Source organism: Methanolobus mangrovi (assembly GCF_031312535.1).
Taxonomy (GTDB): Archaea; Halobacteriota; Methanosarcinia; order Methanosarcinales; family Methanosarcinaceae; genus Methanolobus; species Methanolobus mangrovi.
Map to the genome: position 1 here is coordinate 337,331 of NZ_CP133594.1, position 23,298 is coordinate 360,628.

Consider the following 23,298-nt stretch of genomic DNA (forward strand, 5'->3'; position numbering starts at 1 on the left):
ATAATTATGTATATTCATTTAGCCAAAAATGAATAGGATTTTATCCTATCAATTTAAACATATTTAATAAATGTCAAGGAGTGGTGTTTCAATGGATATTCTATGGCTTGAACAATCAGATGTAAAAACTGTTCTAAATATGCCTTTAACTCTATCCGCAGTAGAAAATGGTTTTAGGGAACATGGCCTGAAGAAAGTGCAGATGCCTCCCAAATCGTATCTCTATTTCAATGAGCATAATGGTGATTTGCGTACAATGCCATCATTTATGGAAGAACAGGATATTGCGGGAGTTAAGATAGTTAATGTTCATCCTGATAACAGGGAAAAGGGGCTTCCAACCGTCATGGCTGTTATTGTTCTTAACTCCACGGAAACCGGTGCTCCACTTGCTATAATGGATGGTACTCACATCACTGATATGAGGACCGGGGCTGCCGGGGGAGTTGCTGCAAAATATCTCGCACGCCCGGATTCTCACATCGTAGGTATGGTTGGTACCGGGGGTCAGGCCCGTACCCAGTTACTTGCATTGTCCGAGGTAATGGATATTGAAGAAGTGAAAGTCACCTGCAGAAATATTGCTCATTGTGCTTCATTCGAAAAAGATATGAAGCCGTTTATTAACTGTGATTTCACACCGAAAGATGGCATAAAGGACGTATGTGATTGTGATGTTCTGGTGACGACAACTCCTGTAAGGGAGCCTGTTGTCATGTCAGAGTGGGTTCATGAAGGTACTCATATCAATGCCATAGGTGCCGATGCTATGGGTAAACAGGAATTGGATTCCGTTTTGCTCAAAAGATCAAAGATAATCGTTGATGATATTGTACAGGCATCACATTCGGGAGAGATCAATGTCCCTCTGTCAAAAGGAGTAATATCGCAATCCGATATTTGCGCTGAACTTGGTGAGGTCGTTGCCGGAATAAAACAGGGAAGGCAGTCAGATGAGGATATAACTATATTTGATTCCACAGGGCTTGCTGTTCAGGATCTTGTAACTGCTAACATAGTCTATACAAAGGCTGTTGGGATGGGCATCGGGAAAAAGATAAAGTTATTCTGAGCAATTGGTAAAAGAGAATAATATATTCTCAAATACTTTTTTACAGGTACTTCATATCTTTTCGTATATGTCTCCTGTACTCATGTTCTCTATATTGTAAGCTTTCATGAGCATTCCGTAGACACCAACTTTTCCACCATATTCCATTCTGCCGGTAATTCGTAGTTTATCATTTTTTAGTACCGGACAGATACCGGAATAGAGCACTACAAGCCTGTGATCATTATGGTCTACTGAAAAGATACTTATGTATTTGTTGTTAAGCCATCCAAATACAATAATAAATGGTATTCCTAAAAAGGATGTTACTCTGTTGACGATATCTGAATCTGTGACTGCGTAGGCTTCAATTATTTCTTCTTCATCCATTGTTTGTGACACCTTCGATAGAATACTTTAATATCAAACAGTAGTGTAAAGTTAATACTTAACTATATTTAATTTATGTATTACATCAACTTTATATCATTTAATTTTTAATTTCTTTGCATGGATATCAGTGATTTTATTTCGGTTCCGAGTTTCCAAATGAAATAATTTCCTTTTCAAATTCGATACGCAAAACAAAAGTTGATATCTTGAATAACATAGAAACATGAAATTCTTATACAAGAAAAAAAGTATGATTATATGTGGAAGGATTCAAAGAAGAAAATGGAGAAGAATTTGAAACAGAGAATTTCTCTGAGTTAATAAGATATACAGTTCCCGGTTACATCGTTGGTCTGCTTGCAGGTGTACTACTTGATATATTTGGATACCAGCGCAGTCCTATTGGGCAATGGCTGGTAAGGACGCTTGCCGGTGAGGGGGAAAGTATATTTGAGGGAATCTATTCCATACTTTTATGCACTCAGTGACCAGATAGGGGCTAATATATCAGGTATCCTTTTTCTAAAAAAGAAAGAAGGCCCGTGGGTTGCTACTTTAGACCGTTACATCCATCATCCGGTCATGCTTGCAAGTCTGGCAGTGATACTTATTGTGCCAATAGGGCTTTTAAGTGCACGTTTTCTTGGTTTTAGCCCAAACACACAGACCTTTACGGCTCTTGAAACAATTGCTGCAAACCTGTGCTGGATACCACCTCTTGTTGGCTGGTATGTTGAAAGAAGAAAATAAGCGTTACCAGTATGCATTTTTCTTTTTCTTTTATTTGGTAAATCTGTTAAAGGCATTTTTCACTACTGCGAAAAAGCAGTCAAAATCAGAAGTTCAACATAATCTTTAAATACTCATCATACATACATATGGAGTGTCAAGACTACATATGCAGGATGCAAAATTCCTGTAATGCATGAAGGTGTAAAAAATGAAGAAAACAACGTCAATACTCCTTGCTGGTATGCTCATTGCAGCCATTGCGGGGATAGGTATAGTAAGTGCAGCAGTCGATGAAACCGATGATTCTACATTCTTCGGTCAGATGTACGGCTGGGCAGGACATGGTATGAGATATGCCACTGGATATGGATATGCTAACTGCCCTGTTTACGGAGCATATGCATCTGATGCAGCAACAGTTGAGCTTGAGGTAGAAACCGTCGATGAGGCAATAGATATCGCAGAAGACACAACCGGACAGACAATCTCTGAATCAAATGTCTATCAGATGGGCAGATGGTGGGTCTTCACATACACAGACGATGATGACACTGTCAAGCAGGGACGCATTGATGCATACACCGGTGAAGTAATAGATGACTTCTATGCAGGTTCCACATACCAGAGCCAGGGTCAGTATTATCAGGGCGGACGTGGCATGCGCGGAAGCGGCTATGGCGGATATGGTGGATGTGGCGGAGCTTATAGGTATTGATCCATACCAACAAAAACTGACAATCAAATAGGGGAGGTCGAAAAGTAATAATACATCCCCTCCTATATACTCTTTATTAAAAATATAATTTTTAAGGGTGAATAGAAAAATGATGGGCAGCAGCATGTATGGTTATGGAATATGGGGTCTTCTTTTGAACATATTGCTTATTCTGGCTATAGTCTGGGTAACAGTCACACTTCTTAATAGGTCCGGTTCCGGAAGCTCTGGAGACAATGAACGTCTGGCAAGGGTTGAGAAGGATGTGGAAGATATCAAAAAGATGGTAGAGGATATCAAAGAAAAACTCGATGAGATCTAATTCAGACGTTAAAACTTGAAAATGAAAAACAGAACTAAAAACAGCAGGCTCTTAGATGACAAAGACACTTCAACAGATAATAAGTATCGGAGAAGCTATTTCCCATCCGGTTAGATTAAAACTCCTGTATCTGCTTTCAGAAAGAGAGAGATACATATATGATCTGGCCAAGGATCTTAATCTTTCCCGTCAGGTTGTCCAGTTGCACCTTAAAAGGCTGGAGAATGCGGGATTTGTCGAAAGTGACCTGAGGCTTGAAGATAATGATAACCGGGCAAAAAAATTCTTCAGGCTGAAAGAGTTCGATGTAGAGCTGGGAATTGATGACCTGAATGTAATATTTGAAGGAATCAAGGCTTAGACCGGATCAGCCTGAAAACATCCCATAGGGCCATATTTTTTACATTGATAACATTAAGGCCTGCTTTTTTAACATTCCCGACCGTCTCACGGTTTATGTTCACTCCAGTTAATGCTGCTGTTATGGGATTGAAAAGATCCTCGATAAAAGCAATAATCCCTTTTTCACTTTTCATGTGCTCGAGGTTGATGATAATACCATCTGGTTTGCAAACCCGTTTCATCTCTTCAAGTGCGAAAACAGGGTTTGGGATAGAGCACAACACAAAAGTTGTAACTACGTAGTCAAAAGTATCATCCTTAAATCCAAGTCTTTCAGCATCCATCTGGAAAAGGGATACATTATTTCTTTCGCTGGCTTTTTTCTTTGCATGCGAAAGCATTTTATCACTGATATCGATTCCAACAACATCGCACTCATTCGGGTAATAGGGTATGTTCTTTCCGGTTCCTATGCCTACATCCAGAACACTGCCTGATAATTCTGATAAAATGTCTTTTCTCCATTTGCTGAACCGCATATGTTCCATAGGAATTTCCATAATGTCAAAGATATAGGATATGCGGTTGTATTTAGAAATAATTGACATATAATTCTCTTTGATGTCCTTGTTAAAACAGTCTTTGGGTCATTTTCCGGGTATCATTGTATATTCTGGTCTTAGAGGTTCAGTATTTGTGATTGAGGATATTTTATGTCACTATACATACGTTTATATGCATGGGCTACTTAGTGTAGCCTATCCTAATATTCAAAACGGAGCCTAAATTATGTTTACAAGCTTTATGATAACATTTCGTGAAGGTCTGGAAGCATTCCTGATCGTGGGAATTATACTTGCCTACCTCACCCAGACGAAGAGAGAACAACTCAAACATCACGTATTCACAGGTGCAGGACTTGGTATCATTGCCAGTATTATAGCAGCTGTAGCATTCAATATCCTTGCCATACAATTCGAAGGGCGTAATGAGGAAATATTTGAAGGCATTGTGATGCTTTTTGCTGCTGTCATCCTTACTTCAATGATTATCTGGATGTCAAGGGAAAGCAAGAATGTAAGTTCATCGATCATTCAAAAAGTAGACAGCAATAAGAAGTACGGGATTCTTGCCCTTGTATTCATCTCAGTATTCAGGGAAGGCATTGAAACTGTATTGTTCCTGGGGGCTGCAGCAATGAATACGGACAACACTTCTGTGCTTTACGGTGGAATACTTGGAATTGCGGTGTCACTGGTCGTTGCCTATGCAGTGTTCAGGTACTCTTCCCACACAGATATACACAAGTTCTTCAGGGTAACCAGTATATTCCTGATACTCTTTGCAGCCGGTCTGACTGCACATGGAGTACATGAACTTCAGGAAGGCGGTATCATCCCAATAGTTGTGGAGCATGTATGGGACATAAACCATATCCTTGATGAAAAAGGAGTTGCAGGTTCGGTGATGAAATCACTGTTCGGTTACAACGGCAATCCTTCACTACTTGAGGTGATCTCATATGCAGGGTATTACATTGTAGCGGGAATCGGTCTAAGTATTCCGCGCAAAACAGTTCAGGCAGCATCTCCTGCCTAAACTTATTTTATATTTTATACTCTTTTATTCCTATTCACAATAACTGCTATCAATAATCCCTATTTACCTCCCTGTTCTTTTTAAAAAATATCTTATAGAATAAGATATTACTTTCCAACAGGAAGCATAAAAGGAAGGATAGCATGGTCTTAAAACAGGAAGAATTCTGGGAAAGAGATAATTTCCTGGTTGTAACAGATGGTACAAAACCTGCCATAAAATGGGCAATAGATGAACTCAAAAAAAGAGGAAAAGCACTTACTGTGCTTGACTACTCCGACAAGCCGATGGAAGGCTCTATTCAGGACATCTCATCTGTGCCGGATAGTGTGAGGAATGTTGTGATGGGTATCACAAAAAAGGAACCTGCCAGAGTCATCGAAAAACTGGCTGAAAGAGGTATCAGTGAGTTCTGGGTGCACTGGAAGACCGACACATGTGATGTAAATCATCTTGAATACGAACCTGGCCTGAACATAATCACCGGCAGATGTCCTATGATGTATCTGGGTAGTGGTGCAAGTATGCATGGTTTTCACAGGTTTATCGCAAAGGCTTTTGGAAAGTACTGAGAATTAACTTAAACTTAGTGATATTTGGCATCCTGCAAAAATATAATAAGAATGGTAGCATCCTCTTTAATGAAGTGAGGATGTAGGGATGGTAAATACCCTGTCCCATCTGGGAATCGGGCTTTTGATAGCATCAGTTGCAGGACTGAACAGCAGGCAGATCAAGATAGTTGCCTTCATGGCAATTCTTCCAGACCTTGATTTCATATTGAATGCACTGTTGCTTGCAATTGACCAGGATCTGAGTCATCGGGCTTACAACAGTCTGTATTACTTCTTTGGTCACCGTGAGTTCATGCATTCAATTCTTTTTGCATCTCTTGTAACACTATATATCTGGTTCAAAGAAAAGAACGGGATTTTGACACTTGCTTCCGGTGCAGCTATATTCAGCCATATATATCTGGATTATGTTACCAGCTGGAAGATGCGACCTTTCTTCCCGTTCGTGACGGATTCCTCAACAATAGGGGCCATTGATTTCTTTGATCCGGTTGTTACGATTATTTCTTTTATACCCATTGTTTACATTTTAGCAGAACATGCAAAAAAGAACGGATATCTCAAAGATGGGAATAACTGGTTATCAGGGCTTTCAAAAGGAAAGCATGAAATATTTTACAGGAACCTCCTTATAGTATTCACTATCTGGTGCCTGTTGAATCCTGTTGCAAAAGCTTTGCTCATAGACCATATTGAGGAAACAGAAGGTCATAACATAGGTTATCAGGGTTCTTATCCAATATCTCCGGGTAAATTCCTTTCTGCCTATTCCTACAATGACTCATATTACAGAATATTCACATCAAGCTACTGGTCAGGAATAGAAAATGCTGCATTTGTCCGGAAGTATCCTAACAATGAGGGTGAATTCATAGAATACCTCTCAAAAGCTGAAATATTATACGGGAACAGTCTTCCTGGGGAGATCGATTATCCTGTATATGACGTTTCCACTTATGGAAATAATGTAACAGTAACTCTTAGTGATGCAAGGAATCCCCTTGCACAATACTGGGCTTATTTTAAAACAGATTACGTATTTGTTTTCGATGAGGATACTGGAAATTACCAGGTCTACATTAAAAGAAATGGTCAGTATGGTAAACCGGTACCTATGAACTTGTTCGAGTAATTCTATGGACATGAAGTTCCGTATTAAGTACACGTTAATTTTATTCCTGTACATCTTCCTAAAAATACCTACAAACTCCTTATATACGGGTTCATAATTATTGTCATGTGCAGTCAATTACAAGGAGATTGTGGTTTTGAGGGAAAATGAGAGCAATTTGATTATGGATATTAAGATCCATGAATTTGTTAACAAGAATACATGGCATCTGCATCTTGCCCTGCACGCAAACAATGTGTTGGTGGGGGTAGCATTTGCAAATCTTGGTAATTCTAAGTACGATAATGAAACCGTGGTAGCTGCAATACAGAGCCTGAAGAATGAATATTACAAGGCTATTGGTTCTCCAATGAGGTATCAGTATGGAAGGCTTACATTCCTGCCTGCAGACCCGGGTTTAGTAGCAAAAGAGTCACATCTGACATCTGAAATAAAGATCAGACATGTTTCTGATTTAGATAAAGCGGTGGCTTAATCACATTAATATGAATGCTGGCACAAACGATCCCCTCAGATCAATGCATCCTCTTGCATTAACAACATATTTGCTTTCAACACGCCAGCATTTATATTTCCTTTACAGAATGTAATATTTGATGTTGTTTTTAATCAATTTTTATCTTTTTATCAGCCGTTCCATCTTGGCACAATACTTTTAACATTGTACTCTCATACACATTTTAAGGAGGAGTTGGACAATGTTGGATGATGATGAACTGGATGAACTTATAACTGCAAGACCTTCTGAAAGGGAACGTGTAAAAGCCGAGCATGAGGTAATACACAAAGCAGCTTCACATCCGGTAAGAAGACAACTTATAAAAGAAATCGGTGCTTTCGGAGCCACAAAAGCTGAGCTTCTCGAAAAAACAGAACTAGATGAGAAAGTATTCAAATACCACACTGAATTCCTCATCAATGGGGATTTCCTGGACATAAATGAAGATAAATATTACCTGAGCGACAAAGGACTTGACCTCCTGGCCAATATCTGATAGGCAGGTTTTGTCATATGCTCAATAGAAAGCAGGACAGGATTGCAGTTATTACAGTTATTGCATTCATTTGCATTTTTTTCTTATTGGTGCTTACATCTGGCTGTGTGGAAGACTTGCAGGAAGAAACCAATACTTCCGGAGAAGCAACTGTATTTGAGGGAAATAAACTCACACCTATCTCAGAGCAGCGTAATAACGCTATTCAGGGTACCCAGTACATCGATCAGGACACTTACGAACTTTATGTCCATGGGTTGGTTGGTAATCCTGTTAACCTGAGTTATGAACAGATTCTTGCCTACCCTTCGGTAACAAGGTTCGTGCGTCTGGATTGTGTGGAAGGCTGGGGTTTTGATGGGAAATGGACAGGTGTAAGCCTGAATACAATATTCAATGAAACAAGTATCAACAGTAACGCAACTACTGTCATATTCTATTCTGCCGATGGCTATTCCACAGCACTTGAGCTTGATTACCTTGTGGAGAACGACATCATGCTGGCCTATGAGCTCAATGATGTAACACTGCCTGCAGACAGGGGCTTTCCTCTTCAGCTTGTCGCAGAAGTAAAATATGGTTACAAATGGGCCAAGTGGATAACCTCAATAGAGGTCACTGATGAACCTTACAAAGGATATTGGGAAAGCGTGGGTTACAGCAATAATGCGGATGTTGACGGACCTGCTTTTGAGAGATAATACTTTAATCATCTTTTTCGTTCTCTTTTCAAAGGTCAGTTTTGGACAAAACGTTAATCTATATAAGCCGTAAATATAGCTCCAATGGACAGTATCATATCAATAAATGGTCTTTCAAAAATTTTTGGCCACAGGAGGGCGCTGAACAATATAAACCTTGAAATAGGAAAAGGTGAGTTCGTTGCGATTTTTGGTCCCAATGGAGCCGGGAAGACCACTCTTCTTAAGGTAATGTCCACCATAATCGAGCCAACCAGGGGAACTGTGCTTATCAATAGCATTGAAAGCAAAAAAGATCCTTCTAAAATAAGAGGTATGATAGGTGCCATCTCCCATGAGACGTACCTCTATGATGAGCTTACTGCAAGGGAGAACCTGGTTTTTTTCTCACGCATGTACGGTATTGGAAAGAACGAAATTGATGAAAGGGTGGAAGATATACTGAAAAGTGTCGACCTCTTTCAGCGTGCCGATGACAGGACTGCTTCGTTCTCAAGAGGAATGAAACAGAGACTTTCCATTGCAAGAGCCATGTTGCATCATCCTTCAATTTTGCTGATGGATGAACCCTATACAGGACTTGACCAGCATGCGGCTGAAAATTTTGAACGTGTCCTCATGAATACTGGTAACTCCGGTATGACCCGGATAATGATAACACATAACATTGAGCGGGCTTTTGAGCTATGTGACCGCATGCTCATAATGGACAGGGGAGAGATACGCTTCGATAGATCCAAAAAGGACATTGGCACTGTTGAGAATTTGAAGGAAAAGTATCTTTCTATTATGGCGAAGGATACGGATGCAGAGGGTCTGAGCAATTTGTAGGGTGGTGTGATATCAATGATAAAAAGCCTCTACATTGCAGCAAAGGACCTGAAAGCGGAGTTTCGCACAAAGCAGATGCTCAATTCCATGCTTATATTTTCATTAATAGTCATTGTTATATTCAGCATCTCATTCGGGGATTTGCTCAGCCAGCCCGACATGGTTGCAAAACTTGCCCCGGGTGTGTTATGGATAGCTTTCACTTTTGCAGGAACTCTGGGATTATCCCGTTCCTTTGCAGGAGAGATTGAGAACGGATGTCTTGAAGGATTGAAACTCTCACCAATTGACAGGGGTTCTATCTACACAGGAAAGACAATATCAGGTGCAGTACTGATGTTCACTGTTGAGATTCTTACAATCCCCATCTTCATTGTACTTTTCAATTACAACATAACCGGGATTATCGGACTTGCAATCGTAATTTTCCTCGGAACCGTCGGGTTCATGAGTGTGGGAACATTGCTCTCGGCACTTTCAGCAAGCACAAGAACAAGGGAGATCATGCTTCCGGTACTTTTGCTTCCGCTTATCATCCCTGTCATAATTCCGGCGGTTATGGCAACCGGAAAGATACTCGTGGATGGCAACATTGGAAATATACTTTCGGAACTGCGATTGCTTCTGGTCTATGATATGATATTCTTCATAATCGGACAACTTGTCTTTGAATATACTATCATGGACTGAAAATGTCAGATTGGGAATGGGAATTGGAGACTGGTGGCTGGAACCGCGGGATGTATGAAAAAGATTTAAACCAGGAGCTTTAATTAGGCAGAGGAATCAGCATGCTTATTGACAGGAAAAAAGAGATAATAATTTCAGCTATTACAGTCCCTGTTATGCTAATTGCCATGTGGATGGTCTTTTTTTACCTGCCTCCTATGAAGGGAAATGCAGGTGAGGTACTTGACAGCAGTTTCAATATCTTCTATTTTCATCTGCCAATCGCAATAGTATCTTATCTGGCATTCACAGTGGTCTTCATTGCAAGCATAATGCAGCTTAAGGGGAACAACAGAAAATGGGATATCGTTGCTCACTCTGCTGCTGAAGTAGGGGTTGTATTTGCTTTCCTCGTACTTGTGACAGGGTCTATATGGGCAAAAGCCACATGGGGATGGTACTGGGTATGGGAGCCTCGGCTCACGACTTCTCTTGCACTCTTCCTTGTTTATCTTGCTTACCTGATGCTTCGGCAGGCACTTGAGGAGCCGGAGAAGAGAGCACGTCTTGCGGCTGTTTTCGGAATTGTCGGCTTCATGTCCGTTCCACTTAGTTTCTTTTCAATACGTTTGTGGCGTTCAGCCCATCCTCTGATGTTCGGTGGCTCTTCCTATGGAGGCAGTGGTGGAGGGCTTGAAGGTAGTTCACTTCAGCTGACGCTTATGATCAATATGCTGGCCTTTGCACTGCTATTTGCATCAATGCTTATTTACAGGGTAAACAACGAAGCCTTGAAGGAAGAGATAGAAGAAGCAAAGTATAATTCTGCATGAGGATAAGAAAAACATATAAGCCACTGATATCATTATTCCTGCATGTTGTTTGAACCTATAAGACTTGGAAATATGGAAGTTCCAAACCGTTTTGTGCGCTCAGCCACCCATGAGTGGATGGCAGAGCCTGATGGCACGCCGACTGACAGGTTAGGTGACCTTTATGAAGAGCTTGCACGCAATGACGTGGGACTCATTATCACAGGGTATGCATACGTCAACCCTAAAGGTAAAAGTGACCGCCTACAGCAGGGGATCTATGACGATAAGTTCGTAGAACCTTATAGGAAGATGGTTTCCAGGGTCCATGAACATGGAAGCAAGATCGTTATTCAAATCGTACACGGCGGCAGGCAAACAATGCTGAGTGCTGAGAATCCCATTATGCTTGCTCCTTCTGCTGTGACAAATAAAAGGAACGGTGTCACTCCTGAGGAAATGACTGAAGAGGAAGTTCTTGAGACGATAGAGGACTTTGCCAATGCTGCAAGAAGAGCAAAGGAAGCAGGTTTTGATGGTGTGCAGCTTCACTGTGCCCATGGTTTTTTGCTCAGCAATTTCATTTCTCCCTATACCAACAGGCGCAAGGACAGGTGGGGTGGTTCTACTGAGAAGAGGACACAGGTCATTGTAGATATCATCGAAAGGATACATGAGATGATCGGGGATGACTTCCCTATACTTGTCAAGCTGAATGCTACCGATGGTTTCCCGAAGGGCACGAAGAATGTCCTTGATGCCCCTGAATGCGTTGAGATAGCAAAGATACTTGCTGCAAATGGGGTATGTGCAATAGAGGTCAGCGGTGGCATTGTTGAAGCAGGACAGCAGATGTTCAGAACAAAGATCAATGACGCGGATGATGAAGCATATTACAGGGAATATTCCTGGATGATAAAAGAAGCCGTGAACGTGCCAATCATACTGGTGGGTGGCATACGTTCTAAAGCTGTTATGGAAAAGATGCTTGCTGAAGAGTATGCTGATATGATTTCCCTTTGCAGACCGCTAATATGCGAACCTGACCTTGTTCCGAAAATAAGGAATGGTGAAACAGAGATTGTAAAATGTGTATCGTGCAACCTGTGTTCCGATGAGAGTGGAATAAAGTGCAATTATAATTTTGATTGAAGACAGTTATACGAGGGTTCAAGTTTCCTGAGGAACTCAACCAGGTGGATGTGGTCTTCAATAATCATGTCTGCCTGATGGAATTTTTTCGGATCAAGGTATGTTGGTATTGCTACACAGTACAAACCTGCCTTTTTTGCAGACTCCACCCCCATGGGTGCATTCTCTATCACTATGGCCTCATGACTTGAGATGCCAAGCATTTCCATAGCCTTTAGATATGGGTCTGGCTCAGGTTTTCCATGCTGCACATCGTCAGCTGTGACAATCTCCCTGAATATTCCGGGATATTGGGATTGTACTATGTCGTAGACTATCGGCCTGTCAGAGCCCGATACAACAGCCAGGTCGAATCTCTGCTTCAGGTTGCTCAGGCATTCCTGCATTCCGTCAAAGACCTTAAGTTCTACTATCCTGTTGAACTCGGCAATATATCTCTCAACAATATCCGGGATGTCATAATTTGATGCATCTCCCGTACCTTTTTCAAGCAGGAATGCAACGATGTCCACGGTCCTTTCACCTTCTCTTTCGAAGATGTCCTGTTTATCCATTTCCACGCCTATCTCATCAAAGATGTGCTGGACCGCTTCTGCATGATATGACATCGAATCAACAAGAACGCCATCCATATCGAATATTACTGCCTTTAACAAATCATCACCGTTAGGTGGAAGCATCAGTCAGCATTCTATAAACCTGTTTTGTCTTCATTGGATGACCAGTATGCAGCCAGAGCAGAGCCCATGATGTTGTGCCATATGCTGAACAAAGCACCAGGCAGCGCGGCCAGAGGTGAGAAATACTTTACAGCAAGAGCCACACTCAATCCGGAATTCTGCATTCCTACTTCGATTGCCAGGGTCCTTGCATCCTTTTCATCAAGTCCCAGTGTTTTTGAAATGAGATATCCACTGGCAAATCCGAATCCGTTGTGGAGGATGACTGCTACTATCACCATTTTTCCGGCAATGAGGATGTTATCCTTGTTCAGTGCAATGATTATGGCAATGATGAGAACGATAGTAGCTACGGATAATGCCGGAAATGCGTGCCTGAATCTTTCGATATGAGTGTCGAAAAGTGTGTTTATGATTATTCCAAGTGCTACCGGTACGAGAACTATCTTTACAATGCTTATCATCATGCTGCCGATTTCCACAGGCACTGCCTGTCCGATATATAGCCATGTGAGTGCAGGGGTCAGGATGAAAGCCAGCAATGTGGAAACAGATGTAAGTGTGATCGAAAGGGCTACATCTCCTTTTGCAAGATAGCAGATGACGTTTGAAGCTGTCCCTCCTGGGCAGGAACCCAACAGTACCATTCCTGCCATGATCTCAACGGGAAGGTTGAGAATATATGACAGGATGAAGGCAATAAGTGGCATCAATATGTACTGCATTGCAGTTCCAAGGACTATCACACCCGGTCTTTTGAGGACAAGCAGGAAATCATTTGCTGAAAGGGTGATTCCCATGCCAAACATCACAACTCCAAGTAGCGGGGTAATTGCATCCTTATAAGGGGAAAAGGCAGCAGGATAAGCGAAGGCTATGATCGAGAAAATGATTGCCCAGAGTGGGAACAGGGAGGTGAATTTTCTTATCATGATCTTGTCCTGAAATCGACTTACGTGATGTATGTGATGTTCACAACTATTCCATATAGTTTGGAAGTTATAATATAAATAGTACAGTTCCTTATTAGTTGAATCATGAGACTGGATGCATACCTTGTTGAAATGGGTTATTTTAAATCTAGGGGAAGGGCAAAGACAGCCATACTTAATGGTAATGTCAAGGTTAGCGGTACCATTGTCAAAAAGCCTTCTAAAGATGTCAGTGGGGATGCTGAGGTTGATGTAGAGGAGGGACTTGATATGCCCCGTGGCTACTTCAAACTCAAGAACATACAGGATGCTACCGGCATAATTGCCGAAAATGACAGGGTCCTTGACCTCGGATCAAGCGCTGGTGGATTCATGCTGATGGCATCTGAGATCGCTTCTTCTGTCAGGGGTGTGGAGTACAGCAGGGACTTTAAAGCAGAACTTGGAAAGATAGCTCATGAGAAAGAAAATGTATCTTTCATGTTTGGTGATGTCTTCCAGATACCATTAAAGGAAATGTCCCCGGAACAGGTTGATGTGATACTCAGCGATATGACCGTTGAGCCTATGGCTTCTCTTTCTGCTCTTCAGAGAGTTTTACCACTACTGCGGGATAATGGGAAATTACTTCAGGTAATCAAGATTGAGAAACAAGAGAATCGCAAACCTATACTCGCGAAGGTTGAATCAATGGGTCTGACAATCCTTAATGTTCTTGAATCGGAAAAGCAGGAGATATATATCATTGCACAAAAAGTTGTATCGGATGATTCCAATCAGCAATTCTAAAAATTAAGATTCGTATGTCATATAGGATACTCGGAGAGGGAAAGCCCGTCAGGTTGTTTGTAGCAGGCCTGCATGGCGAGGAATGGAAGGATACGTCTGACATACTTGAGGGCATAGAAGCACCTCAGAAAGGTACCCTTGCAATTATTCCACTTGTGAACAAGGGGAACTATATCTCCACACTTGATGATAATTATTTTACAGATATCGGCACCCCTATAATAGAGGCAGTGGAAGAACTCAGGCCGGATATTTATATAGAAATTCATTCTTATTCTGCGGAAAACCTCATCAAGCTGACAGAACCTGAAAGACTAGATCGCATAGGTGTTCCGGCATTCAGCAGGCTTGATCATGATGTGCTTCTGGGTTCTGTTGCACCATATATTCGCAGGAAGTATTTTCCACAGGATGCACTCTGCCTGACCTTTGAGATACAAAAAGAGAATGCGCTTTCCAAGCAATATGCTGCGAAGATCATAGACCAGATGAAGGAATTCGTATCTAAAGAAGATTTTCTCAAGTGCATGCTTAAAAGATATCCTAAACAGGCAAAAAAGGCTATTGAGGACTACAGGAATTTTTATGGCTTATCGAATGATGATACTCCAACTTTATAAATTAGCTATGAAAGATAACACTAATAAATAGAAAAAGATTGGAGGAAAAAAGGTGCCAGTGTGCCTAATAATAAAAATTAATATTAGGCATACTAGCTGAGAAGGGTATAGTATGCAATGATTGCAACGGTAAGTGTGGTCAGAGTCGTGGCAAATTTTGTGAAATTGATATTGTTGTTGTAGTAGTGTTCTGTCATGATTTATCATGATATACTACAGATTGATAGTATATATACATTGCGCTAATCTATCATGATTAATCATATCTATTTAAAATTTTATTTTAGTTTCCTGCTCAATGGACGAAGCAAGATGTGCAAAGTCAATCCCTAGCGGGGCGGCTTAATTAGAAAAGAATTTAAAAAAAAGTTTGAATGAAAAGAGGTTTTACCCTCTTTACATCATTTATGCCATATCGTAATTATGAGGGTTGTGCTCAGGAGCTACATCCATCATTGACTGTTCTCTTGCACGAAGCATGTCATCGACACGCAGAACTAATATTGCTGATTCTGAGGCTGATTTAATGGCCTGTGTTTTTACTCTAAGTGGGTCTACAATTCCTCTTTCGAGCATATCTACAACATCACCGGTATCAATATCGAGACCTGCATTCTTTACAGTGTTGTGTTTTGCACGCAGGTTGATAAGAGTGTCAATGACATCAAAACCACAGTTCTCGGCAATAACTCTTGGAAGTTCTTCAATAGCTTCTGCGAACGCAATTATTGCGAGTTGTTCACGGCCTTCAATAGATGATGCATAGTTCCTCAGAGCCTGAGCAACTTCTATCTCGGATGCACCGCCACCTGGTACGATCTTTCCATCTTCATAGACTGCTTTTACGACATGCAATGCATCATCGAAAACACGTTCTATATTGTCAGTGACATGTTCAGAACCGCCCTTTATGAGAATGGTCATGGTCCTTGCATCTTTGAATCCCTTAATGTAGGTCTTCTCCTCATGCTCATCTTCCTGTTCTATAAGTTCAGCAAATCCAAGGTCATCAGATGTAATTTCATTGATATTCCTTATAAGGGCTGCACCGGTAGAGTGTGAAAGAACATTCATGTCCTCATCCTTTACACGCCTTGTAGCGTACATGTTTGCTTCCTTAAAGAAATGAAGTGCGTAATCATCCATTTTCTTAGAACAGAATACTGCATTTGCTCCGGTGTCAATGATCTTCTGGATCATCACTCTGAAGTTTGCCTTTTCCTGCTCTTTGAAACTAGCTAACTGGTCAGCACTGTCAACCTGGAGCTTGGAGTTTGTGCTTGTCTGGGAAAATGTGATCTCAGCATCAATAAGGGCTATCTTTGCATTTTCAATGCGGCGTGGCATTTCGTTGTGTAGTGCTTCTTTCCTGATTGATATGCCGTTTATGAGCTTAGTATCATGGATTGTGCCGCCTACTTCCTTTGCTATGACAATGTCATCATCAACGTTGACCTGGCCTTCGTATTCGATAGCGTAGATAGCATCTACACAGATCTTTGCAAGGTGGTCGCCTGCCATCTCTGATGCTTTTCCTGTGATGGAAGTGTTTGCTATCTTCTCAAGCATTTCATTGTCATTTTTATCCACTGTTATAGCGTAATCATTGAGGACACTCAGGGCCTTCTCGGTTGCCATTGCGTAACCTTTTACGAGAACCGTAGGGTGGACACCAGTCTCAATGAGTTTCTGTGCCTTGTCAAGCAGGGCGCCCGCCATGACCACAGCGCTGGTTGTTCCGTCACCTGCCATCTTCTCCTGAGTTTTTGCAATCTCTACTATCATCTTTGCAGTAGGATGCTCGATATCCATTTCATCAAGGATCGTTGCACCATCGTTAGTAAGTGTTATGTCACCCATGATGTTAACAAGCATCTTGTCCATACCTTTTGGACCAAGAGTGGTTTTCACAATACTTGCAACTGCTTTTGCAGAAGCAATATTCATTGACAATGCATCTTTTCCTGTAGTGCGCTGTTTGCTTGGATCAACGATGATTAAGGGTTGATTTCCATATCCTGCCATGACTTTGAACCTCCAATAGTATAGTAATGTAATTTGTCAGTATAATATATGAGTGAAACTAACTGTATGTGGTTCTATAAAAACATTACGAGTCTAATCTTCGCTTTGTATCACTCTGTTATCATTCTCAAAGCATTTAAGCCATAAAGACATATGTGCGGACTATGCTCACTTTCATAGGACTTGGCCTTTTTGATGAGAAAGATATCTCCCTCAAAGGACTTGAAGCTATAAAAAATGCTGATATGGTATTTGCCGAATTCTACACATCCCGATTAATGGGTAGTACTATAGAAGAACTTGAAAAGCTCTATGGCAAGACAGTTCACATACTTTCCAGGGAAGATGTGGAAATATCTCCGGAATGGCTTGCCGAAGCAAAGGAAAAGAATGTAGTCTTCCTTACTGGCGGGGATACTATGGTTTCCACAACCCACGTTGACCTGCGGCTTCGTGCAAAGAACCTGGGCATTGGGACAAAGCTCATACATGGTTCTTCAATTGCTTCAGCCATTTGCGGACTTTCAGGACTGCAGAACTATCGCTTCGGAAAAGCTTCCACCATACCTCATCCATACACAAGTATCCGTGGGAAAACCATAATCTCCGAAACACCTTACGATACTATTAAACTCAACAAGGAACACAATATGCATACTCTGGTCTTCCTGGATATAGACAAGGACAAGGGTTACATGACCGTTAATCAGGCACTCAGTCTGCTCCTTGAGATAGAAGAGAGACGCGGGGAAGGCGTTATGGAAAATGCCATCGTTGTCGGTATCGCCCGGGCAGGCTCTGATGAACCTGTTGTAAAGGCCGGGTATGCACATTATTTGAGGGAGGCAGACTTTGGTGACCCACTGCACATACTTGTAGTTCCTGCATCCCTGCATTTCATAGAAGCAGAGGCTTTGGTCAAACTCCTGGGCGCACCGCAGGAAATACTGGATGAACTTGATGACTAAGGGAAGATATAATATTACATAATAAACATAAAAGCAAAGACCATGAATTTGAGGGATGAAAAATGGTAAGAGGTTCAGTAGGCGTAATTTTTGGAGAAACAGGAACCTTTGAGTTCAAAGTAATGGTTCTTGACAGCTCAAAAGTGTACAGGGGCGCATACATTAAGGTCTGGCATGACGCTTCTTCCAATGAGAAAGATCACACCTGGGTGCTTGGTCAGGTAATGGCCATTAAAAGGTCCAGTGATTCATTTTCCATTGAAGAGGCAATGAAAGGGCAACGCGCGGACAAAAGTGATGACAAGATAGTTGCCGAGATCATGATAATAGGTTCAAGGGACGAAAACGGTATGCTCAGGTCACCTGTCATACCCTTCAGTCCTGGCAGTCCAATATTTGCATCCGATGAAGGATTGACAAGAGCTGTGCTTGGACTCACGGGTAACGAGATGGATATCGGTCTGCTTGAAGGCACGAATATCAAGGTGCAGCTTAGTGTTAATAGTCTTGTGCAGAAACACTGCAGTATACTGGCAAAGACCGGTAGCGGTAAATCCTACACTGCCTCGGTTTTGCTTGAAGAACTACTTGATCAGAATATTCCGCTTCTTATTATAGACCCGCACAGCGAATACTCTTCCTTAAAAGTTCCCGGAGAAGGGAATGAAGAGGATTTTTCACGCTTTGGTGTGGTTCCCAAAGGGTATGGTTCCAAGATAACGGTATACACACCTGCAAGCAAATCATTGAATCCTGATGCAGATGAGCTTTTCAGGCTGAACGGGATGAACCTTACGGTCAAGGACCTTACATCGATCTTCCCTGATAATTTCTCGACCACGCATACCGGGATACTCTATGAGGCTATACAGAAAGTGCGTGCTGAAATGGAAACGTATACCATTGAAGACCTGATATTCGAAGTGGGCAATGATAAGAGCAAGGCCAAGTGGAATGTTATAAGTGTACTTGAGCAAATAAGGGATACAGGCATACTATCGCCTAATCCAACGTCCATAGAGGAGCTGTTCCAGAAAGGAAAAGCATCTGTTATTGACTTTAAGGGAGTTACACCTGACCTGCAGAGTATGATTGTGGCGAGTTTGTGTACCAGCCTCTTTGAGGCACGCAAGCTGAATCATATTCCTCCGGGAATGCTTGTTGTAGAGGAAGCCCACAACTATGCACCCGAAAAAGGGTTCAGTAAGACTACAAGTACTGATATTCTCAGGACCATAGCGTCCGAGGGAAGAAAATTCGGTCTTGGTATGATGGTCATTTCCCAGAGACCTGCAAGGATAGACAAGAACGTACTTTCACAGTGCGGCACTCAGGTCATCATGAAAGTCACAAATCCTAATGATCTCAAGGCGATAAGCAAGGGTCTGGAAGGCGTTACATCCTATGTAGAAGAAGAACTCATGCGTCTGCCACCGGGAGTCGCCATGCTGGTAAGCAACGAGATAGAAAGGCCGGTGCTTGTGGATATCAGGATAAGGAAATCAAAACACGGCGGTGAGTCTGTAAACGTGCTCAAGGCCGCAAGAACGGTCACACCTCCACCTCCATCTGCGATGATTGTTGAGAATCACGAAACATCGAGACCTGCTCCTGTTCGCAGACCGATGCCAGAGCTTCATCCATCAGTGAGCGAACCTGAATCAGATATGATAATCAATATACCGGTTGTAGATATACCTGAAACGGCTTCTGGTATCACTCCTCCTCCGAAGAGGCAGCCTTCAAGAGCACCGAGGGCTGAGAATGGAGCTGAAGGAGGAGGAAAGTTGTTCAAAAAGTTGTTTGGGGCGAACAGGTAATTAACCATGAGCACCGTTGAGGCAAGTGAATATGGCTGCTGACCTGAATGAAAAAGTTAAGAGATATGAACGACTATTAAGGGAAGCACTTGAAAAGGCGAAATTTGCCCCGATACCTCAATCCCACATGTATAAAGCTGCCAGCGACTATCATAACATGGCAAGTTCATACTACAAGGATGGTCTTCACTTTGTTGAGTGTGATGATCCTGTCAATGCGCTTGTTTGTTTCAGTTATGGGCACGCGTGGCTTGATGCAGGGGCAAGGATGGGCCTTTTTGATGTTGATGACGATGTGTTATTTACTATATGAAGGTCATTTTATTTGAAGAAGAAATGAAGTATAAACTGGAGATATCTAATGTCAAATTATCATGTTACACTTGAAGCTGCCTGGTTGGTAAGAGATGTAAAATCAACGGATGACGCAATAGGCGTTGCAATTTCAGAGGCTGGAAAGCGCCTCAATCCTAAACTTGACTACGTTGAAGTAGACGTCGGAACGACATTCTGCCCGGCCTGTGAAGAACCTTTCAGCAGTGTATTTGTAGCTGCAAACACCGCAATTGTCGGTCTTGTTCTTGAAATGAAAGTGTTTGATGCAGAAAGCCCTGAGCATGCCGCAAGAATTGCAAAATCAGTAATTGGAAAAGCATTGAGAGATGTTCCTCTTGATGTAGTGGATGTCGGGGAATTCGAGTAAGGGCGTATCGGACATGGACAGGACGATCACTGTTGTAGGACATGCTGCCATAGACCTGCTCTTTGATGTTGAGAATATCGCGGTTCACAATGAATCGCACCCCATAATCAATTATGATCAGTATTATGGGGGCGGAGCTGCCAATATTGCCATTGCCATTGCTATCCTTGGTGGTAATGCCCAGTTGATCTCGGCAGTTGGCGGGGATTTTGCATCATCAGGCTATGAGGCTGAACTTGAAAAGCACGGTGTTGACCTATCCCTGTTATACAGATTCCCTGATGAGAAGAGCACCCGGGCTTTTGTGTTCACCGACAGGGACCACCACCAGAGTACATATTTTCACTGGGGTGCATCTGTAAAGCTCAAGGAATTAGACCCTCATGAAGTTGATTTTGTACATCTTGCAACTTCTGATTCCGCATATAATGCAAAGATAGCCAAAAAAGCCAGCTTTGTTTCCTTTGATCCTGGACAGGATCTGGTTACGTATTCAAAAGAAAATCTTGAAAGTATTCTTGGCAATACTAACATCCTTTTTACAAACAAGCACGAGATACAGCGTGTCTGTGATATGACTGGGAAATCATTTGAAGAAATTCTCAGTATGATCGAGACTGTGGTTGTGACCTATGATTCCAGTGGTAGTAAGATATACAATAGTGGAAAAGAGATGACTATTCCGGTAGTTCCCGTAAAAGCTCTCGACCCCACCGGCGCAGGTGATGCTTACAGGGCAGGATTCCTGCTTGCATACACACGCAACTATTCACTGGAAGCCTGTGGAAAGATAGGATCAACAGTTGCTTCTTTTGCTGTCCAGAATATTGGTTGCCAGACTGATCTTCCTACGTGGGATATCATGAAAGCTAGATATGAAGATAATTTCGGAAAGTTTCCTGAAAGTAACTGATTTCAGGATATTTTAACTTTTTATTTTTTTAATTTTGATTTTATTTTAGGCTCAGAGTCTCTTCTCTGCATTATATAATTATAATAACAAAAAAACAAAGGGTTTTTATATAGATGTAGTTATATAATAATCGATGATAGGTCCGGAATATGGTATAGAAGATATAGATAAAATCAGCTCTGATATTGTACTCGGAGCAGATACAGAAAAACCTGGTAAAATATCTATCTTTTTAGACAATATCAAATCTGGACTTCACCAGTTAAGATACCCGCGTAAGAAATTTCCGGATTATGATCCTGAGTTACATGGGCCACTTGTCGAGTTTGAAATTCCGGTAGGATTCGAAGAAGTTGAAAGATATTGGGTAAATGAGCCGTATTCTTTCATTTCGATCCTTGTAAAAGGAAATGTATATCTTTATCATGTTGCTGAACCGATGCTGACATTGTATGAAAAAGATATTCTTGAGAGGGTCTATGATGATCTGCAGGATATCCTGAGTGTTGGCGGGGTAAATTCCACAAGAGATAAAGAAACAGTGCTTATGGAACAGGCATTATCACTTTTCAACAGGTACCATGCGCATCTGGAACTGGCATCTGCCTTCCGCATCATCTACTACCTGAAGCGGAATTTCCTGGGACACGATCGTATAAATTCTCTAATGCTTGATCCCTATATAGAAGATATTTCCTGCGATGGAATAAGCGTACCTATTTTTATGTATCATAATAAGTATCGTAACATCAAAACAAATGTTTCCTTTAGTGAAGAGGAGATCAATTCTCTTGTGATAAAACTCTGTCAAAAGGGTGGCAAACATATTTCCGTAAGTGAACCAATGGTCGATGCGACCCTCCCGGATGGTTCCCGATTACAGGCAACACTCGGTAAAGAAATAACCACCCGGGGAAGTTCATTTACAATCAGGAAGTTCAGGGGCGACCCGATTACTCCTATAGACCTCATTAACTACAAAACCTGTAACATTGAAATGATGGCTTATTTCTGGCTTGCCATCGAAAACGGTGATTGTGCCATATTTGCAGGAGGCACAGCCTCTGGAAAAACCTCTCTTCTGAATGCTGTATCTCTCTTTATCCCTCCACTATCTAAGGTCGTATCTATAGAGGATACAAGGGAAGTGACACTCCATCATGATAACTGGATTGCAGGTGTCACGCGTAAACCGCTGAATATTAACAGTGCTGGCGAAGTTTCCATGTATGATTTGCTGCGATCAGCCCTGCGACAGAGGCCAGAGTATATACTTGTAGGGGAAATAAGGGGTGAAGAGGCACTGACTCTTTTCCAGGCCATATCTACCGGTCATGCAACCTATTCAACGATGCATGCAGGTGATGTGCAGACTGTGGTCAACAGGCTTGATAGTCCTCCTCTTAATGTGCCACATGTCATGCTTCAATCATTGGATATACTGAGCGTGCAGATCCAGACCTTTGTGAATAATAAGAGGGTGCGCAGAACGCAGAGTCTTGTAGAGTTTACCGGGATAGATACCAAGACGGGATACATACGCATCAATGAGCTATACAGATGGGACCCTCTAACAGATACTTTCATTCGCAATGGTGATTCATATACTCTTAACAAGGTCATGACTTCAAGGGGCTGGGACCGAAAAAAGTTGTCAGAAGAGTTGGACAGAAGAGAACGTATTCTGAAATACCTCTGCGAGAAAGAAATGAGGGACTATGTCCGCATATCCCTGGTTGTACAGGCATATGATGCAAATCCGGAAAATGTCCTTGATGCAATTGAAAATGATACTCTGGATGAATTGATAGAACAGAGCGTGTAGGT

The 23,298-nt window shown here is 41.8% G+C and carries 29 protein-coding genes; 24 read left to right on the forward strand and 5 right to left on the reverse strand.

The window, feature by feature from the left end; translation table 11 throughout:
• The first annotated feature begins 70 nt into the window (after nt 1–70).
• Entirely contained in the window at nt 71–1,072 is a 1,002-nt protein-coding gene (ala, locus tag RE476_RS01755) for an alanine dehydrogenase (protein ID WP_309308609.1), read from the forward strand.
• A 51-nt stretch (nt 1,073–1,123) separates the two neighbouring features.
• Here the strand turns inward: ala and RE476_RS01760 are convergent, their stop codons facing one another.
• Nucleotides 1,124–1,441, reverse strand: coding sequence for a hypothetical protein (locus RE476_RS01760; protein ID WP_309308610.1), 318 nt, complete (start codon nt 1,439–1,441; stop codon nt 1,124–1,126).
• Nucleotides 1,442–1,704: 263 nt separating this feature from the next.
• On the opposite strand from RE476_RS01760, the gene RE476_RS01765 reads away from it, so the two are divergent.
• From RE476_RS01765 to RE476_RS01785, 5 genes are all read left to right on the forward strand, one after another.
• Nucleotides 1,705–1,932 carry a hypothetical protein gene (locus RE476_RS01765; protein WP_309308612.1) on the forward strand — a complete coding sequence of 76 codons (228 nt, stop codon included), beginning with the start codon at nt 1,705–1,707 and terminating at the stop codon, nt 1,930–1,932.
• Nucleotides 1,895–2,194 carry a hypothetical protein gene (locus RE476_RS01770; RefSeq protein WP_309308614.1) on the forward strand — a complete coding sequence of 100 codons (300 nt, stop codon included), beginning with the start codon at nt 1,895–1,897 and terminating at the stop codon, nt 2,192–2,194. Before RE476_RS01765 ends, RE476_RS01770 begins: the two co-directional genes overlap by 38 nt.
• A gap of 190 nt (nt 2,195–2,384) precedes the next feature.
• Nucleotides 2,385–2,891, forward strand: coding sequence for a PepSY domain-containing protein (locus tag RE476_RS01775; RefSeq protein ID WP_309308616.1), 507 nt, complete (start codon nt 2,385–2,387; stop codon nt 2,889–2,891).
• Between the two features lie 109 nt (nt 2,892–3,000).
• On the forward strand, nt 3,001–3,213 hold the full coding sequence (locus RE476_RS01780; protein ID WP_309308618.1) for a hypothetical protein: 213 nt from the start codon (nt 3,001–3,003) through the stop codon (nt 3,211–3,213).
• Between the two features lie 55 nt (nt 3,214–3,268).
• The gene (locus RE476_RS01785) at nt 3,269–3,574 is read left to right on the forward strand and encodes an ArsR/SmtB family transcription factor (protein ID WP_309308620.1); all 306 of its coding nucleotides are present in this window, start codon (nt 3,269–3,271) and stop codon (nt 3,572–3,574) included.
• On the opposite strand, the gene RE476_RS01790 is transcribed toward RE476_RS01785, so the two are convergent.
• Complete coding sequence (locus RE476_RS01790; RefSeq protein WP_309308622.1) at nt 3,564–4,163, reverse strand: class I SAM-dependent methyltransferase; 600 nt, start codon at nt 4,161–4,163, stop codon at nt 3,564–3,566. The two genes, RE476_RS01785 and RE476_RS01790, sit on opposite strands and share 11 nt — an antisense overlap.
• Nucleotides 4,164–4,344: 181 nt before the next feature.
• On the opposite strand from RE476_RS01790, the gene RE476_RS01795 reads away from it, so the two are divergent.
• The 10 genes from RE476_RS01795 to RE476_RS01840 all read left to right on the forward strand — a co-directional run bounded on the left by RE476_RS01795 (nt 4,345) and on the right by RE476_RS01840 (nt 12,021).
• Nucleotides 4,345–5,154: an FTR1 family iron permease gene (locus RE476_RS01795; protein ID WP_309308624.1), complete on the forward strand. Its 810-nt coding sequence runs from the start codon at nt 4,345–4,347 to the stop codon at nt 5,152–5,154.
• Nucleotides 5,155–5,297: 143 nt separating this feature from the next.
• On the forward strand, nt 5,298–5,726 hold the full coding sequence (locus tag RE476_RS01800) for a hypothetical protein (RefSeq protein WP_309308626.1): 429 nt from the start codon (nt 5,298–5,300) through the stop codon (nt 5,724–5,726).
• A gap of 88 nt (nt 5,727–5,814) precedes the next feature.
• Nucleotides 5,815–6,861 carry a metal-dependent hydrolase gene (locus tag RE476_RS01805; protein ID WP_309308628.1) on the forward strand — a complete coding sequence of 349 codons (1,047 nt, stop codon included), beginning with the start codon at nt 5,815–5,817 and terminating at the stop codon, nt 6,859–6,861.
• Nucleotides 6,862–6,997: 136 nt separating this feature from the next.
• A complete protein-coding gene (locus RE476_RS01810) occupies nt 6,998–7,336 on the forward strand; it encodes a hypothetical protein (protein WP_309308630.1) in 339 nt (112 codons plus the stop codon).
• A gap of 223 nt (nt 7,337–7,559) precedes the next feature.
• Nucleotides 7,560–7,856, forward strand: a complete 297-nt coding sequence (locus RE476_RS01815; protein WP_309308632.1) for a hypothetical protein — start codon at nt 7,560–7,562, stop codon at nt 7,854–7,856.
• A gap of 17 nt (nt 7,857–7,873) precedes the next feature.
• The gene (locus RE476_RS01820) at nt 7,874–8,557 is read left to right on the forward strand and encodes a molybdopterin-dependent oxidoreductase (RefSeq protein ID WP_309308634.1); all 684 of its coding nucleotides are present in this window, start codon (nt 7,874–7,876) and stop codon (nt 8,555–8,557) included.
• Nucleotides 8,558–8,641: 84 nt separating this feature from the next.
• The gene (locus tag RE476_RS01825) at nt 8,642–9,388 is read left to right on the forward strand and encodes an ABC transporter ATP-binding protein (RefSeq protein ID WP_309308636.1); all 747 of its coding nucleotides are present in this window, start codon (nt 8,642–8,644) and stop codon (nt 9,386–9,388) included.
• A 15-nt stretch (nt 9,389–9,403) separates the two neighbouring features.
• Nucleotides 9,404–10,078: a heme exporter protein CcmB gene (locus RE476_RS01830; protein WP_309308638.1), complete on the forward strand. Its 675-nt coding sequence runs from the start codon at nt 9,404–9,406 to the stop codon at nt 10,076–10,078.
• Between the two features lie 101 nt (nt 10,079–10,179).
• The gene (locus RE476_RS01835) at nt 10,180–10,890 is read left to right on the forward strand and encodes a cytochrome c biogenesis protein (protein ID WP_309308640.1); all 711 of its coding nucleotides are present in this window, start codon (nt 10,180–10,182) and stop codon (nt 10,888–10,890) included.
• A 42-nt stretch (nt 10,891–10,932) separates the two neighbouring features.
• The gene (locus tag RE476_RS01840) at nt 10,933–12,021 is read left to right on the forward strand and encodes an NADH:flavin oxidoreductase (protein WP_309308642.1); all 1,089 of its coding nucleotides are present in this window, start codon (nt 10,933–10,935) and stop codon (nt 12,019–12,021) included.
• On the opposite strand, the gene RE476_RS01845 is transcribed toward RE476_RS01840, so the two are convergent.
• Nucleotides 12,006–12,677, reverse strand: a complete 672-nt coding sequence (locus RE476_RS01845; protein WP_309308644.1) for an HAD family hydrolase — start codon at nt 12,675–12,677, stop codon at nt 12,006–12,008. The two genes, RE476_RS01840 and RE476_RS01845, sit on opposite strands and share 16 nt — an antisense overlap.
• 35 nt (nt 12,678–12,712) lie before the next feature.
• A complete protein-coding gene (locus RE476_RS01850; RefSeq protein ID WP_309308646.1) occupies nt 12,713–13,633 on the reverse strand; it encodes a bile acid:sodium symporter family protein in 921 nt (306 codons plus the stop codon).
• Between the two features lie 105 nt (nt 13,634–13,738).
• Here RE476_RS01850 and RE476_RS01855 point away from each other — a divergent pair, with 105 nt between their 5' ends.
• Together RE476_RS01855 and RE476_RS01860 are read left to right on the forward strand one after the other, a co-directional pair.
• Nucleotides 13,739–14,422: an SAM-dependent methyltransferase gene (locus RE476_RS01855; RefSeq protein ID WP_309308648.1), complete on the forward strand. Its 684-nt coding sequence runs from the start codon at nt 13,739–13,741 to the stop codon at nt 14,420–14,422.
• Nucleotides 14,423–14,436: 14 nt separating this feature from the next.
• The gene (locus tag RE476_RS01860; protein ID WP_309308650.1) at nt 14,437–15,042 is read left to right on the forward strand and encodes a DUF2119 domain-containing protein; all 606 of its coding nucleotides are present in this window, start codon (nt 14,437–14,439) and stop codon (nt 15,040–15,042) included.
• 405 nt (nt 15,043–15,447) lie between these two features.
• On the opposite strand, the gene thsA is transcribed toward RE476_RS01860, so the two are convergent.
• Nucleotides 15,448–17,067: a thermosome subunit alpha gene (gene thsA / locus RE476_RS01865; RefSeq protein ID WP_309308652.1), complete on the reverse strand. Its 1,620-nt coding sequence runs from the start codon at nt 17,065–17,067 to the stop codon at nt 15,448–15,450.
• Nucleotides 17,068–17,231: 164 nt separating this feature from the next.
• On the opposite strand from thsA, the gene dph5 reads away from it, so the two are divergent.
• From dph5 to RE476_RS01895, 6 genes are all read left to right on the forward strand, one after another.
• A complete protein-coding gene (gene dph5, locus RE476_RS01870) occupies nt 17,232–18,035 on the forward strand; it encodes a diphthine synthase (RefSeq protein WP_309308654.1) in 804 nt (267 codons plus the stop codon).
• Nucleotides 18,036–18,097: 62 nt separating this feature from the next.
• Nucleotides 18,098–19,855 carry an ATP-binding protein gene (locus RE476_RS01875; RefSeq protein ID WP_309308656.1) on the forward strand — a complete coding sequence of 586 codons (1,758 nt, stop codon included), beginning with the start codon at nt 18,098–18,100 and terminating at the stop codon, nt 19,853–19,855.
• A 31-nt stretch (nt 19,856–19,886) separates the two neighbouring features.
• Complete coding sequence (locus tag RE476_RS01880) at nt 19,887–20,168, forward strand: DUF357 domain-containing protein (protein ID WP_309308658.1); 282 nt, start codon at nt 19,887–19,889, stop codon at nt 20,166–20,168.
• Nucleotides 20,169–20,216: 48 nt separating this feature from the next.
• Nucleotides 20,217–20,558 carry a DUF555 domain-containing protein gene (locus RE476_RS01885; RefSeq protein ID WP_309308660.1) on the forward strand — a complete coding sequence of 114 codons (342 nt, stop codon included), beginning with the start codon at nt 20,217–20,219 and terminating at the stop codon, nt 20,556–20,558.
• A gap of 13 nt (nt 20,559–20,571) precedes the next feature.
• Nucleotides 20,572–21,471, forward strand: a complete 900-nt coding sequence (locus tag RE476_RS01890) for a carbohydrate kinase family protein (RefSeq protein ID WP_309309543.1) — start codon at nt 20,572–20,574, stop codon at nt 21,469–21,471.
• 133 nt (nt 21,472–21,604) lie between these two features.
• The gene (locus tag RE476_RS01895; RefSeq protein ID WP_309308662.1) at nt 21,605–23,296 is read left to right on the forward strand and encodes a type II/IV secretion system ATPase subunit; all 1,692 of its coding nucleotides are present in this window, start codon (nt 21,605–21,607) and stop codon (nt 23,294–23,296) included.
• Nucleotides 23,297–23,298: the final 2 nt, after the last annotated feature.

Coding starts and splice junctions, on each gene's coding strand:
- dph5 (WP_309308654.1), top strand. CDS start 17,232: ATGCTCACTTTCATAGGACTTGGCCTTTTTGATGAGAAAGATATCTCC.
- RE476_RS01850 (WP_309308646.1), bottom strand. CDS start 13,633: ATGATAAGAAAATTCACCTCCCTGTTCCCACTCTGGGCAATCATTTTC.
- RE476_RS01785 (WP_309308620.1), top strand. CDS start 3,269: ATGACAAAGACACTTCAACAGATAATAAGTATCGGAGAAGCTATTTCC.
- RE476_RS01775 (WP_309308616.1), top strand. CDS start 2,385: ATGAAGAAAACAACGTCAATACTCCTTGCTGGTATGCTCATTGCAGCC.
- RE476_RS01790 (WP_309308622.1), bottom strand. CDS start 4,163: ATGTCAATTATTTCTAAATACAACCGCATATCCTATATCTTTGACATT.
- thsA (WP_309308652.1), bottom strand. CDS start 17,067: ATGGCAGGATATGGAAATCAACCCTTAATCATCGTTGATCCAAGCAAA.
- RE476_RS01855 (WP_309308648.1), top strand. CDS start 13,739: ATGAGACTGGATGCATACCTTGTTGAAATGGGTTATTTTAAATCTAGG.
- RE476_RS01830 (WP_309308638.1), top strand. CDS start 9,404: ATGATAAAAAGCCTCTACATTGCAGCAAAGGACCTGAAAGCGGAGTTT.
- RE476_RS01815 (WP_309308632.1), top strand. CDS start 7,560: ATGTTGGATGATGATGAACTGGATGAACTTATAACTGCAAGACCTTCT.
- RE476_RS01825 (WP_309308636.1), top strand. CDS start 8,642: ATGGACAGTATCATATCAATAAATGGTCTTTCAAAAATTTTTGGCCAC.
- RE476_RS01895 (WP_309308662.1), top strand. CDS start 21,605: ATGATAGGTCCGGAATATGGTATAGAAGATATAGATAAAATCAGCTCT.
- RE476_RS01800 (WP_309308626.1), top strand. CDS start 5,298: ATGGTCTTAAAACAGGAAGAATTCTGGGAAAGAGATAATTTCCTGGTT.
- RE476_RS01795 (WP_309308624.1), top strand. CDS start 4,345: ATGTTTACAAGCTTTATGATAACATTTCGTGAAGGTCTGGAAGCATTC.
- RE476_RS01760 (WP_309308610.1), bottom strand. CDS start 1,441: ATGGATGAAGAAGAAATAATTGAAGCCTACGCAGTCACAGATTCAGAT.
- ala (WP_309308609.1), top strand. CDS start 71: ATGTCAAGGAGTGGTGTTTCAATGGATATTCTATGGCTTGAACAATCA.
- RE476_RS01875 (WP_309308656.1), top strand. CDS start 18,098: ATGGTAAGAGGTTCAGTAGGCGTAATTTTTGGAGAAACAGGAACCTTT.
- RE476_RS01835 (WP_309308640.1), top strand. CDS start 10,180: ATGCTTATTGACAGGAAAAAAGAGATAATAATTTCAGCTATTACAGTC.
- RE476_RS01780 (WP_309308618.1), top strand. CDS start 3,001: ATGATGGGCAGCAGCATGTATGGTTATGGAATATGGGGTCTTCTTTTG.
- RE476_RS01860 (WP_309308650.1), top strand. CDS start 14,437: ATGTCATATAGGATACTCGGAGAGGGAAAGCCCGTCAGGTTGTTTGTA.
- RE476_RS01880 (WP_309308658.1), top strand. CDS start 19,887: ATGGCTGCTGACCTGAATGAAAAAGTTAAGAGATATGAACGACTATTA.
- RE476_RS01890 (WP_309309543.1), top strand. CDS start 20,572: ATGGACAGGACGATCACTGTTGTAGGACATGCTGCCATAGACCTGCTC.
- RE476_RS01820 (WP_309308634.1), top strand. CDS start 7,874: ATGCTCAATAGAAAGCAGGACAGGATTGCAGTTATTACAGTTATTGCA.
- RE476_RS01805 (WP_309308628.1), top strand. CDS start 5,815: ATGGTAAATACCCTGTCCCATCTGGGAATCGGGCTTTTGATAGCATCA.
- RE476_RS01885 (WP_309308660.1), top strand. CDS start 20,217: ATGTCAAATTATCATGTTACACTTGAAGCTGCCTGGTTGGTAAGAGAT.
- RE476_RS01840 (WP_309308642.1), top strand. CDS start 10,933: ATGTTGTTTGAACCTATAAGACTTGGAAATATGGAAGTTCCAAACCGT.